Below are 12,648 nucleotides of genomic sequence, written 5' to 3'. Positions count from 1 at the left end.
GACATTTCTTATCTTTATTGCAGATTTAACCGCTAAAAAGATATGGTTATATAACCATTTTCCATGCTGAAATTAAAAGATATACAAACGCCCATAGCCCAAGAGCTCGAACTATTTGAAGGTCGGTTTAAAGAATCGATGCGCAGTAACGTCCCGCTATTAAACCGTATCACCCAATATCTTATCAAGCAAAAGGGAAAACAGATGCGCCCGATGTTTGTTTTTCTATCGGCAGGTGTCTGTGGCACTATAAACGATTCTACCTATCGGGGAGCCTCCTTAGTGGAGCTGTTACATACGGCTTCTCTAGTACACGATGATGTCGTAGATAACGCGAACGCACGGCGGGGATTTTTTTCTATCAACGCGCTGTGGAAAAATAAGGTGGCCGTACTTGTCGGCGACTACCTACTGTCGAAAGGCCTACTTCTATCGGTGACACACGAGGAGCATAATCTATTGAAGATTGTCTCCGAGGCTGTGGAACAGATGAGTGAGGGCGAGCTGCTTCAAATAGAAAAGGCACGAAAATTGGATATTGAGGAACATATATATTTTGAGATTATACGGAAGAAGACAGCTTCCCTGATTGCGTCCTGCTGCGCATGCGGAGCGTCATCGGTGGGCGCATCCGCCGAAGACACCCAACTCATGCAGTCGTTTGGCGAGAAGGTTGGTATCGCCTTTCAGATCAAAGACGATCTTTTCGACTTCGGTCTTGACGATGTTGGCAAACCTGTCGGAAACGATATCAAGGAGAAGAAAATGACGCTACCGTTGATATATGCACTGCGTAACACACCAACGTCTGAGAAACGCCGCATCATCAACCTGGTACGTAACCACAGTGAGAACAAAGAAAAGGTCGCAGAAGTCATCGCTTTTGTCCGAAGCAGCGGAGGCATGGAATATGCGACCGAGCGCATGATGCAGTACCAGCAAGAAGCTTTTGACATCTTGAAGAGCTTTCCGGACAACAGGTATAAGGCCGCACTGGAACAGCTGGTGCGTTTTACAACAGAAAGAAAAAAATAGATTTACTATTACTATACACTATGAGCCACGAGTTGTTATTTTTTGGAGGATTTATTGTCTTTATTGTCCTCATGTTAGCGATAGACCTTGGGTTGTTCTCCAAAAGCGACAAGCCTGTTTCGCTGAAGTCGGCTGCCATCATGAGCGCAGTTTGGGTGCTTTTTGCTTTGGCGTTTGGCTTAGTGTTATACTTCTGGGGCAATGAGCTCCACGATGTACACGATTTCGCTACATTGCGCGAAGTCATTGCAAAACATTACCATAATATCGCCGTCTATGACAACGACCTGGCAGCCAGTATCCAGTTGTACAACCGCAACCTTACGATAGAATATCTCACGGGGTATGTGGTCGAATACGCACTCTCTGTGGATAATATATTTGTCATGGTACTGCTGTTTTCTTCCTTCGGAATTCCCGAGAAATACTACCACAAGGTATTAGTATGGGGTATCATCGGCGCCATTGTCCTACGCTGTATCTTTATCTTCGTGGGTGCCGCATTAATCGCTAAATTTGGATGGATATTGTACGTTTTCGGGGCGTTCCTTGTATACACGGGTATCAACATGTACATAAACCGCAATAAAGAAGAAGAAGTGGATCCACAGAACCACGCGGTTGTAAAATTTGCTTCAAAGTACTTTAAAGTGACTCCAAAACTGGATGGAGGACGCTTCTTTCACGTGGAAAACGGCGTCCGGTACATGACTCCATTGTTTTTGGTACTCCTCGTCATCGAATTCACGGATTTAATCTTCGCTGTCGATTCAATACCGGCAATTTTCTCCGTAACCAAAGACCCATACATTGTGTTCTTCTCAAATATTTTTGCGGTGTTGGGGCTAAGATCTATGTTCTTCCTTTTGGTGAACATTATCCATAAGTTCCATTACCTGAAAGTGGGGCTGGCTTTTCTACTGATTTTTATTGGGGCAAAGATGCTTCTCCACAGTTGGCTGGAAGAGTTTGGCTTTGAAACGATTCACTCGCTAATCATCATTGTATCCATTTTGGTGTTGAGTATTGTAGCGTCCTTGATGTTCCCTAAAAAAGAGGATCTGTCGCGCTAGAGTGGCTAATAGCAGATGGCAGATGGCTATAAGCCGTAAAGTCGTTGATTTGTGAAGTCGTGAAGTGAGGGGCTAATAGGAGATGGCAGATGGCTATAGGTCGTAAAGTCGTGGATTCGTAAAGTCGTGAGGTGAAAGGCTAATAGCAGATGGCAAATGGCTATAAGCCGTAAAGTCGTGGATTTGTGAAGTCGTGAAGTGAGGGGCTAATAGCAGATGGAAGATGGCTATCAGCCGTAAAGTCGTTGATTCGTAAAGTCGTGAGGTGAAAGGCTAATAGCAGATGGCAAATGGCTATTAACCGTAAAGTCGTTGGTTTGTGAGGGGTACTTGTAGGGAGACTCCCTAACTATTCTAACTCCTAGTTTCTGATTTCTGACTTCTGATTTCTGACTTTTAACTTCTGACTTCTCACTTCTCACTTCTAATATCTAGTTCTCACTTCTAATCACCATTCCGATAGAAAATTCAACACCAATTACGCGCCCCACAGAATCACATCATTCTGTGTTATGATTTTTACAATTGGACCGAAGCGGGTCTCCTTTAAAATTTTAACTTCGTAGGATTAACACATAACAACATAATGAACTGGAATAAATCAATATTTTTAGCGGCGGCATTATTTGTTGCTGCTGCTCCTGCCAGTCTCCATGCGCAGGACAACCTCATCAACGCGCTGAAGAATAATGTTAGCGATAACAGTAAAGAGGGGTTCAAATTTACCGAAATTATCAACCTGGGCAACACCTCTATCAAGGATCAGGGATCATCAGGCACATGCTGGTCGTATTCGGGCAACTCTTTTCTGGAGTCAGAGATGGTACGCATGGGGAAACAACCGGTAGACATCTCTCCTATTTTCACTGCTAGAAACACCTATATAGAAAAAGCAAAAAACTACGTGCGCTTACATGGACAACAAGCTCAGGGCGACGGCGGTCAGCTGCATGACGTTCTGACCATTTTCCGCAAATACGGGGCTGTTCCACACGACGTATATACAGGTCTGCAGCCGGGACAAACGCGCAATAATTTTGCTGAAATGGCTCCTATCCTGCAGGGTATCACCGAAACGATAGCCAAAAGCAAGAAACCAAGCGCCAACTGGCTTGCCGCATTCACCGCGGCGATGGATGCCTACCTCGGAGAAGTCCCGACATCGTTTCAATATAATGGAAAGACATACACGCCCCGCACCTTTGCCGACGACGTGATCGGTATCAATCCCGATGATTATGTCGGCATTTCGTCGTTCGAGGAACATGCGTACTACAAGCCGTTTGTTCTCCTGATCCCGGACAACTGGTCGTTTGAACGTTTTTACAATGTAAAGATCAACGAGATAACGGAGATCATCGACAACGCCCTACAGAACGGTTACACCGTTGCGTGGGCGACAGACGTATCGGAAAAAAGCTTTAGCTGGAAGAACGGAGTAGCCTATGTGCCCGAAAAGCCGATTGAGCAAATGACGAAGGAGGAGTTGGATAACATGTTTAATGGTCCGAAACCAGAACCTACAGTTACGGCTGCCCAGCGACAGGAAGCCTTTGACAATTACACAACAACAGACGACCACGGTATGCACATCGTCGGCCTCGTTAAAGATCAGCATGGCAAAGAATACTATATCGTCAAAAACTCATGGGGCGAGTCGAATGACTATAAAGGGTATCTATATGCGACCAAAGAATACGTCCGTTACAAAACCATATCTATTTTGTTACACAAAAAAGCACTAACGAAAAACATGCAGGCTAAATTAGGCCTTTAATCAGCTTTTTTCCATGCTTTGCTAAAACCCGAGAAATATTCTTGGGTTTTTTTATGAAAAATCCGTAGATTAAGCATGGCGGTTTATTCATCCCCATTGAAGACAAACATTCGTAATAACCATTTTTAAAAGAAAGTTATGAGAAAGCTACTATTTATTTTATGTTGTATCCCGCTCCTGGCTGTAGCGCAGGAAAAAGGAATACAGTTCGAACACCAAACCACATGGGAAAAAGTGAAGGCTAAAGCAAAAGCCGAAAACAAGCATATCTTTGTCGATTGCTTTACTACCTGGTGTGGTCCCTGCAAGTACATGTCCTCCACGATATTCCCGCAGGAAAAAGTGGGCGATTTCTTCAATGCACATTTTGTAAATCTGAAAATACAGATGGATCAGACGAAGGAAGACAGCGAAGATGTTAAGTCGTGGTACGAGGAAGCCAAGCGCTTTGCTTCGGACTACGCTGTCCGGGCCTATCCTACATTCTTAATCTTCAACCCGGAGGGAGAGCTGGTCCACCGCATTATCGGCGGGGGCGAAGCAGACATGTTTATTGCGAAAGCGAAGGAAGGTCTAAATCCGGAAACCCAGTACGTCACCACCGTTAAGCGCTTCGAACAACATCCGGACGACGCCGGCATCGCCAAAAAGACGGCACAGGTTGCACTGGCCTCGTATGATAACAAACTTGCAAACAGGGCCATCGAACGCTATATTGGACTGGCCGGAGCCGAAGAGCTCCTTACGGCCGAAAATATCCGGCTATTGATACAGGGAGCCTCGTCCAGCAAATCGGCAGCCTATCAGATTATCAGAGACAACAGAAGTCGGGTCGACGAACTTCTACGAGAAAAAAAACAGTCGGCCAACGATGTCCTGTCGTCGGTCCTCGCCAATGAGTTCGTGGGGCCAAAAATCCGGAATAAAGAAAAAGATCTGGACTTCGCTGCCCTGCAGGCAACGTTTGAAAAAGAACACCCCTATGTCGACATGGCTCCCATATTGACCCATGCCAAAGCACAATATTATTTTGTACAGAAAAACTGGCCTGCGTTTAAAGACGCCGTAAATGAGATGATCGCTACGAACAATAAAAATATCTCTCCAACTTCCCTCAATTCTTTTGCATGGTCGGTATTTGAGAACTGCGACGACCCAGCATGCGTACAGGCAGCTTTGACATGGAGCAAGAAGTCTTTGGAAGCGGGCGAACAACCGGCGTTTCTGGACACATATGCCAACCTCCTTTACAAATCAGGCGATAAGGACAATGCGATTATATGGCAGGAAAAAGCATTGGAAAAAGCGGTAGACGCAGAGAAGTCTGCGTACGCAGCGACATTGGAAAAAATGAAAAAAGGAGAACCCACCTGGTAAAGAGATACCCTCTGGCGACACCTATCTCCGCGTCGCCAGAGGGTACATATTATTTTATTTCCTGATAGCCTACGCCCATATTCTGGAACATAAAGGCCCATTTATCCGTTTGCTCGGCAATGACCATGGCCGTAGATTTTCCCGCGCCGTGTCCAGCTTTTGTGTCGATACGGATCAATACGGGGTTTTCGCCTTGGTGATATTCCTGTAGACGGGCAGCAAACTTAAACGAATGCGCCGGTACCACACGGTCGTCGTGATCTGCCGTCGTGACCATCGTTGCTGGATATGCTGTACCGGGCTTCAGTGCATGGTAGGGTGAATACCTATGCAAATAGGCGAACATCTCCTCGCTATCGTCGGCCGTACCGTAATCAAAAGCCCAACCGGCGCCTGCCGTAAATTTGTGATATCGCAGCATGTCGAGGACACCGACAGCCGGGAAAGCCACCTTAAATAGCTCGGGGCGTTGCGTCATGGCTGCTCCGACCAACAAGCCGCCGTTTGATCCGCCCGCGATGGCGAGCTTCTCCGAAGAGGTGTATTTTTCCGCGATCAGATATTCCGCGGCAGCAATAAAGTCGTCAAACACATTTTGCTTTTTAAGCTTTGTTCCGGCGAGGTGCCAGTTTTCCCCGTATTCACCCCCACCGCGCAAATTGGCAACGGCATACACGCCCCCCTGTTCCAGCAGAAGCACGTTGCTCACCGAAAAGGAAGGTGTGAGACTAATATTAAAGCCGCCATATCCGTACAACATTGTAGGATTGCTGCCGTCGAGTTTAATTCCTTTTTTATACGTAATGATCATTGGTACTTTGGTTCCATCCTTCGAGGTATAGAATACCTGCTTCGACTCGTACTGCGATGGATCAAATTTAACCGCCGACTTTTTATATATCTCTGATTTTCCTGATGCAATATCATACTTATAAATGGTGCCTGGGTTGACGTAATTCGTGAAAGCATAATATGTCTCCGTATCGGTCGACTTCCCTCCGAATCCCGAGGCAGAACCTACCCCCGACAGCTCAATCTCCCGCTCCAGCTTGCCTGTCCTATCGTATTGTTTCACCAGCGATGTCGCATCTTTTAGATAATGGGCGAAAATCTTTCCCCCGCCTGTAACAGGAGACAGCACCTGAGCGGTCTCGGGAATAAGATCTTTCCAGTTCTCCGGCTGGGGTGTCGCAAAATCGGTTGTTACTACCCTCCCGTTTGGTGCGTTCAACTCCGTGTAGATAAACAATTTAGTACCTTCGTTGTCGATAATCGAGTGATTTTTCTCCATATTTCCCACAACGGTGACGAAATCAGACGCAGGGTCCGACAAGTCCTTAATGTATAGCTCGTTTCCGGACGTCGCGTTAGCGGCAGATACAATCAGAAAACGCTCATCTTCTGTCAGCCCTGCACCAATATAACGCCGCGGCTTCGCCGTACCGCCAAACACCAGCTGATCCTCCGACTGGGGCGTATTCAGCTTGTGAAAATACAATTTATGCTGGTCGGTCATGGCCGACAGGGCCGAACCTTGTTTCGGCTTGTCGTAACTGCTATAGTAGATGCCTTCGTTACCTTTCCAGGCAAGGCCACTGAATTTAACATCTATCAGTGTGTCTCCGATGATCTGCTTATCCGCGGCACGCATAATGACCACCTTTCGCCAGTCTGACCCACCCTCCGATATCTGATATGCTACGTGCGAACCATCTTTACTAAAAGAGATCCCCGCGAGCGACGTTGTTCCGTCGTCTGAAAATTTATTCGGATCCAGAAAAACCTCTTCCTGCCCATCATCACCTTTCTTCCTATACAGGACATACTGGTTTTGAAGCCCATCATTTTTGTAATAATAGGTATACTCGCCTTCCTTAAACGGTGCGGTTTCCTTTTCGTAGTTCCAAAGATCTTCCAGACGCTTGCGGATAGCTTCACGGAACGGAATTTGCCCCAGATAATCTTGCGTTACTTCGTTTTCTGCAGCAACCCACTCCTTGGTTTTCGCCGACAGATCGTCCTCCAACCAACGGTAGGGATCATCCACCACTGTCCCGAAATAGGTGTCCTTCTGGTCGATTTTTTCGGTCTTCGGGTAAGGTTTGACCGCTAGATTCTCCTTTACATCAATGGTCTTTTGGGTTTGACAGGCTCCAAAGCTGAGAGCGAGGAGCACTATCCCGAAATTTTTGTTCATAATCTGATCTTTAAAATAATCGTGTTCCATTTGTGTTTCCCTGCAAGTTACAAAAAGCCTCCCGAAAAGCAAATGCCGTAAATGCTGTCGGGCGCACGATGATCGGACCGATACATATTGTTATATGATAAGATAAACACGGAGGGTTTGCACCTTTATAGAAATATATGCTTGCTATAAATATGGGGCCTCTACAAGATCCTACATCCTTTTTATAAAACACAAAGATTTACCTATACGTTTATCGTATAAAGTCGTGATGCCCATGACCTCCGCCTTTTAGCAATCGAACGCAGGTTAACAACGACCGCCTACGCAACAAGGCGACTTCCAAACAAACCGTGTCGTTACCATGTTACTAAGCTGTCCCACAATGGCGTTTTTTGTTAAAACAGCTTTTTGCCGGGCTCCTATTATTGTATATCCCTGATTATTTCTCTAGTTTTGATGCGTAACATGAGAGACAAGATTTATTTTGCGTCGGATTTCCACCTTGGCGTGCAGCCGAAAGCGACCTCGCAGGACCGTGAACGGCGCGTTATTTCATGGCTGGATAACATAAAGTCGGACGCTGCCGAACTGTTTCTTGTTGGCGACATCTTCGACTTCTGGTTCGAATACCGCACGGTCGTTCCGAAGGGCTATATCCGGTTTTTAGGAAAGTTGGCCGAGCTGGCTGACCTCGGCGTAAAAATCACCCTCTTTAAAGGCAACCACGACATGTGGATGTTCGGCTATTTTAAAGAGGAACTGGGCGCACGGATAGTTGACGACGAACTGCTGCTCAACCTTGGGGGAAAACGCTTTTTTATTCACCATGGTGATGGGCTGGGTCCCGGAGATGCCAAATACAAATTTTTGAAAGCCTTTTTCCGCAGCCGTGTATGCCAGTGGCTTTTCGCTCGCTTACATCCTAACCTGGGCATTGGAGTTGCCCAACGATGGTCGGCTCATAGCCGGGCGTCCAATGGAGCGGAAGAACGTTTTCTGGGAGAAGCGAATGAGTGGCTTATCCAATATGCAAAAGAAAAGCTGGCCGAAACACATTATGACTATTTTGTGTTCGGACATCGACACCTTCCCTACGACATTAGGCTGCAGAACGACGCCCGTATTATCAACCTCGGCGAATGGATACATCATTGTACCTATGCCGTATGGGATGGGAAAGACCTTACGTTGAAGCAATGGACGTTATAAGTATCATTAACCGCATCACGGCCCTCCCCCCCGACGATCGGGACAAGCTGGCCGGCTTGTTCCAGGAAGTTACAGTCGATAAAAATGAATACATTATCGAAGCCGAAAAAGTAGCGAATTTCGTTTATTTCATTGGATCAGGCTCCTGCCGTATATTTTACCATAAAGTGGAAAAAGAGGTTATCCTTGACTTTGCCTTCCCCGGCGATGCACTGCTTTCCCTAAATAGCTATGTGCATGGCAAAGCAGGATATGAGACAATACAGACCTTAGAAAGGTGCGTACTATACAAAGTGGAGGTGAGGGCACTGCTAACGCTGTTTGCCAACTCCATAGCCATCGCCAACTGGGGACGTAAACTTGCCGAATTGGAAACCCTTAAGATTGAATCCCGCTTGATGTCCAAACTTTTCAAGACGGCTACCGAAAGTTACCAGGAGCTACTGGCACGGGCGCCCGGCATGGTGGCCACAATTAAGCTGGGCTTCATCGCTTCGTATTTAGGTATCTCACAGGTCACACTAAGCCGGATACGGTCGAAGATTTAACTTTTTAGCATTTGTAAAAAAGATTCGTCCGGCGAAAGGCGATCTTTGTGCTGTAATTGTCATCGTTCCACCCCGTTCCGCGGTACCGCGAGGGCAAGAGCGTACGACAGCTAAAACACGTAGATCATGAACTGGATTATTTTAATTGTTGCAGGGCTTTTCGAAGTTGGCTTTACATCCTGCCTGGGTAAAGCGAAAAGTACAACGGGCGCGGAAATGTACTGGTGGTATGCCGGTTTTGTTGCCTGTCTCACCTTCAGTATGCTCCTGCTTATGCGGGCGACGCAGCAACTTCCCCTTGGCACGGCCTATGCTGTATGGACGGGCATCGGCGCAGTAGGAACCGTACTCGTGGGGATATTTATATTTAAGGAGCCTGCTGACTTCTGGCGGATCTTTTTCATCTTCACACTTATCGCTTCAATCGTCGGTCTGAAAGCGGTTTCGACACACTAATACCAAAAATTTACGTACTTTTGTGGCAATAAAGCAGGAATACATCATGCTGCTATTAACGAGCAATATACTATGCTAGAGAAATTACAAGCTATAAAAGAACGATGGGAAGAGGTAGAGGCAGAATTAAGCAAGCCGGAAACCATCAACGATATGAAACGATTTGCAAAGTTGAACAAAGAATATAAAGACTTGAGCAAGATCGTTGAGCAGTATCATATTTACAAAAATATGGTGAGCAATATCGAGACCAACAAAGATATACTCGCCAACGAAAAAGATCAGGAGTTAAGGGAAATGGCGAAGGAAGAGTTGGATCTGCTGCTGGGGCAAAAGGAGGAAAAAGAAGAGGAGATCCGCCTGATGCTTATTCCAAAGGATCCGGAAGATCTTAAAAATGCAATTATAGAGATCCGCGGCGGCACAGGCGGCGACGAAGCTGCGCTTTTTGCCGGCGATTTGTACCGTATGTATACGCGCTATTTTGAAAGCAAAGGCTGGCGAACTGAGGTGATGGATGTGACGGAAGGCACGTCCGGCGGATATAAGGAGGTTATCCTAAAAGTGATCGGAGAAGATGTATACGGGCAGCTCAAGTATGAGTCGGGCGTACACCGCGTGCAGCGCGTACCGGACACTGAGACGCAGGGGCGGGTGCACACGTCGGCAGCTTCAGTGGCCGTGCTTCCTGAGGCGGAGGACGTTGACGTTGAGATCAACCCCGGCGACATCGAGATGCAGACATCACGCTCCGGCGGTGCAGGTGGGCAGAACGTAAATAAGGTAGAAACAAAGGTTCAGCTGACACATAAACCGACGGGTATTGTTGTTGTGTGCCAGGTGGAGCGGTCGCAGCTTGCCAATCGGGAATTGGCCATGGAAATGCTCCGGAACAAGCTGTATGAGCTCGAAGTGCAGAAAAAACATGGCGACATCGCAGCCAAAAGGAAGACCATGGTCTCGACCGGCGACAGGTCTGCCAAAGTACGTACCTACAACTATCCGCAGGGCCGTGTGACTGAACACAGGATCGGTCTAACCATGTATAATTTACCGGCAATTATGGACGGTGATATCCAAGGAATTATAGATGCGTTACAGTTTGCGGAGAACGCAGAAAAGATGAAAGAAGGGGCTGTAGACTAGTTTTTTTCAAAAAAGTTTAGCGGAATTAGAAATAAACACTATATTTGCACACCTTCTCGCAGGAAGGGTTTAGGTCTGGTAGTTCAGCTGGTTAGAATACATGCCTGTCACGCATGGGGTCGCGGGTTCGAGTCCCGTCCAGACCGCTAAAATAAAGAAGCTAGGCTTCCTAAAACGTTCTTAAACATACATTTTTAAAAGATTTTTGGTCTGGTAGTTCAGCTGGTTAGAATACATGCCTGTCACGCATGGGGTCGCGGGTTCGAGTCCCGTCCAGACCGCCCATATTTATTGTAAATATTCTTTTAAAGATTTTTGGTCTGGTAGTTCAGCTGGTTAGAATACATGCCTGTCACGCATGGGGTCGCGGGTTCGAGTCCCGTCCAGACCGCTAGCAAAAAAGCCTGCTCATTGATGAAATGAGCAGGCTTTTTTGTTCCACTGCCAGCGGCACGTCGGCTCATGCATGCGCCGCTCCTCCAGAGGGGGGCATTTTTGGATCATACAACAGTGTACTGTCCTGCTCCAGAACTTGCATTTCCTCATAGTCTGGGGATTATACCGAAAGTTTTGGGGGAATGTTTTTTAAGCACACCATTTCATCACTCGATATAAGAAACATGCGGTATCTCTTACACCACGAAACACACCTCTAAAAGCGCTGAGTTTTGCATTGAATGGCTCTGCGGATGCATTGATACCGAGCTGCGGGGAGATATTGTTAAGGAATACAGTCCAGTACTCCGCATGAGGTTTCTTGTCCCAGTCACGAAAGTCGCTCAGGTAATTCTTATACTGATCTTGGAGCTGTTTGCCGTCCAGCTGGAACAGAAGCTCCAAAAAATGGGCACTGATCGTGTTAAGAATAAATAGTTAGAATTAAGGGCGATGCTTCCGGAAATAGATTGTCCGTTGATCAGCTTGTTGGCAGGAGCTGAAATTTGTAAGAAATTGTTTTAAGACCGCTTAAAGGCATTCTACGCACAATAATCCAAAAAAAGCTGCGCTGACGTAAATTTATGCGGAGCGGACGCTATGTCGTAAACAGCGGATGGCTTTACACCGGACGCTGACGTACTTACGTGAGCACTAGATGACATAACGTCCAGGGTCGACGTGTTTACCTCCAGGGTCGACGAGCTTACGTCCACAGTCGACGAGCTTACGTCCACAATCGACTTAATGACGTGCAGCACCAACGTAATGTCATCCACGTTGGTCCAAATAACGTCAGCAAAGCACTTTTCCTTTTCCGGCGAGGAAAAACTGCTATATTTTTCAATTAACAATGAACTGTTTTGGATTAAAAAAAACGTACCCACGATATCTGTCCGGTAACGCTATACGATTACTTTAGGTTGATTTTGCCTTGCGTGTTAGAACCCCATAAGAGTTCAATATATTTCAGAATCGGATAGCTGTTACACAGTAATGCGGGATTAGCATCTCCCCGAATGCCCGCGATTATCGACCCCAATTGATCTTCCCCCAAGAATTATGCTTGATCCCATTTTTGGTTAAAGACAGATCGCCGGGGAGACTCCCACTCTTCCCCCGATAGTGTTTCTTGTGATTGTAGGAAAAACCGGGCAAGCGGGAGGTCACCGGACGACTTTGGGTAACTGGCTGTCCCGGTGAAACGAAGAGCAGCCGATATGGTATCGTGAGCTGAACTTTCTTGTCATGACGCCATTTGATACAGCAAAAATAGAATCCTTCTTATCAATTACAAACTTCTTTATAGGCCCTCACGGCTCCACCCGCCGTTTTCTTCCAGGAATCCTTACATCAATCGGTTGCGTAATATTTTCGCTTTTCCCCGGCCGGTCGTCGTTGCGT

General features: G+C 46.6%; 10 protein-coding genes and 3 tRNA genes. 11 read left to right on the top strand and 2 right to left on the bottom strand.

What is annotated here, in order from left to right; all coding sequences use genetic code 11:
* The first annotated feature begins 63 nt into the window (after positions 1–63).
* The 4 genes from BC792_RS00620 (at position 64) to BC792_RS00605 (ending at position 5,262) form a co-directional block, all read left to right on the top strand.
* Positions 64–1,035, top strand: coding sequence for a polyprenyl synthetase family protein (locus BC792_RS00620; protein ID WP_148907041.1), 972 nt, complete (start codon positions 64–66; stop codon positions 1,033–1,035).
* A 20-nt stretch (positions 1,036–1,055) separates the two neighbouring features.
* Entirely contained in the window at positions 1,056–2,108 is a 1,053-nt protein-coding gene (locus tag BC792_RS00615; RefSeq protein ID WP_148907040.1) for a TerC family protein, read from the top strand.
* A gap of 586 nt (positions 2,109–2,694) precedes the next feature.
* On the top strand, positions 2,695–3,885 hold the full coding sequence (locus tag BC792_RS00610) for a C1 family peptidase (RefSeq protein ID WP_148907039.1): 1,191 nt from the start codon (positions 2,695–2,697) through the stop codon (positions 3,883–3,885).
* Positions 3,886–4,023: 138 nt separating this feature from the next.
* Positions 4,024–5,262: a thioredoxin family protein gene (locus BC792_RS00605; protein ID WP_148907038.1), complete on the top strand. Its 1,239-nt coding sequence runs from the start codon at positions 4,024–4,026 to the stop codon at positions 5,260–5,262.
* Between the two features lie 49 nt (positions 5,263–5,311).
* Here BC792_RS00605 and BC792_RS00600 read toward each other — a convergent pair whose 3' ends face one another.
* Complete coding sequence (locus BC792_RS00600; RefSeq protein ID WP_148907037.1) at positions 5,312–7,459, bottom strand: prolyl oligopeptidase family serine peptidase; 2,148 nt, start codon at positions 7,457–7,459, stop codon at positions 5,312–5,314.
* 456 nt (positions 7,460–7,915) lie between these two features.
* Between BC792_RS00600 and BC792_RS00595 the strand changes: the two genes are divergently transcribed.
* From BC792_RS00595 to BC792_RS00565, 7 genes are all read left to right on the top strand, one after another.
* Positions 7,916–8,659, top strand: a complete 744-nt coding sequence (locus tag BC792_RS00595; RefSeq protein ID WP_148907036.1) for a UDP-2,3-diacylglucosamine diphosphatase — start codon at positions 7,916–7,918, stop codon at positions 8,657–8,659.
* Positions 8,647–9,207 (top strand): Crp/Fnr family transcriptional regulator, encoded by a 561-nt coding sequence (locus BC792_RS00590; protein WP_170249923.1) that lies wholly within the window; start codon positions 8,647–8,649, stop codon positions 9,205–9,207. Before BC792_RS00595 ends, BC792_RS00590 begins: the two co-directional genes overlap by 13 nt.
* A gap of 126 nt (positions 9,208–9,333) precedes the next feature.
* Positions 9,334–9,663, top strand: a complete 330-nt coding sequence (locus tag BC792_RS00585) for a DMT family transporter (RefSeq protein WP_148907034.1) — start codon at positions 9,334–9,336, stop codon at positions 9,661–9,663.
* Between the two features lie 72 nt (positions 9,664–9,735).
* Positions 9,736–10,809: a peptide chain release factor 1 gene (prfA, locus tag BC792_RS00580; protein WP_148907033.1), complete on the top strand. Its 1,074-nt coding sequence runs from the start codon at positions 9,736–9,738 to the stop codon at positions 10,807–10,809.
* A gap of 72 nt (positions 10,810–10,881) precedes the next feature.
* Positions 10,882–10,955, top strand: a tRNA-Asp gene (locus tag BC792_RS00575).
* A gap of 61 nt (positions 10,956–11,016) precedes the next feature.
* Positions 11,017–11,090, top strand: a tRNA-Asp gene (locus BC792_RS00570).
* A gap of 36 nt (positions 11,091–11,126) precedes the next feature.
* Positions 11,127–11,200: transfer RNA gene (locus BC792_RS00565), tRNA-Asp, on the top strand.
* 194 nt (positions 11,201–11,394) lie between these two features.
* On the opposite strand, the gene BC792_RS18450 is transcribed toward BC792_RS00565, so the two are convergent.
* Positions 11,395–11,649 (bottom strand): hypothetical protein, encoded by a 255-nt coding sequence (locus BC792_RS18450; protein WP_211357435.1) that lies wholly within the window; start codon positions 11,647–11,649, stop codon positions 11,395–11,397.
* Positions 11,650–12,648 lie beyond the last annotated feature (999 nt).

It is taken from the genome of Sphingobacterium allocomposti, assembly GCF_008124885.1.
Lineage (GTDB): Bacteria > Bacteroidota > Bacteroidia > Sphingobacteriales > Sphingobacteriaceae > Sphingobacterium > Sphingobacterium allocomposti.
The sequence above is the reverse complement of the archived record's forward strand: the minus strand, read 5'-3'. Positions and strand labels throughout refer to the sequence as shown.

Excerpts from the sequence above, each read along its gene's own strand:
- BC792_RS00620 (WP_148907041.1), top strand. The coding sequence starts at position 64 with ATGCTGAAATTAAAAGATATACAAACGCCCATAGCCCAAGAGCTCGAA.
- BC792_RS00615 (WP_148907040.1), top strand. The coding sequence starts at position 1,056 with ATGAGCCACGAGTTGTTATTTTTTGGAGGATTTATTGTCTTTATTGTC.
- BC792_RS00610 (WP_148907039.1), top strand. The coding sequence starts at position 2,695 with ATGAACTGGAATAAATCAATATTTTTAGCGGCGGCATTATTTGTTGCT.
- BC792_RS00605 (WP_148907038.1), top strand. The coding sequence starts at position 4,024 with ATGAGAAAGCTACTATTTATTTTATGTTGTATCCCGCTCCTGGCTGTA.
- BC792_RS00600 (WP_148907037.1), bottom strand. The coding sequence starts at position 7,459 with ATGAACAAAAATTTCGGGATAGTGCTCCTCGCTCTCAGCTTTGGAGCC.
- BC792_RS00595 (WP_148907036.1), top strand. The coding sequence starts at position 7,916 with ATGAGAGACAAGATTTATTTTGCGTCGGATTTCCACCTTGGCGTGCAG.
- BC792_RS00590 (WP_170249923.1), top strand. The coding sequence starts at position 8,647 with ATGGACGTTATAAGTATCATTAACCGCATCACGGCCCTCCCCCCCGAC.
- BC792_RS00585 (WP_148907034.1), top strand. The coding sequence starts at position 9,334 with ATGAACTGGATTATTTTAATTGTTGCAGGGCTTTTCGAAGTTGGCTTT.
- prfA (WP_148907033.1), top strand. The coding sequence starts at position 9,736 with ATGCTAGAGAAATTACAAGCTATAAAAGAACGATGGGAAGAGGTAGAG.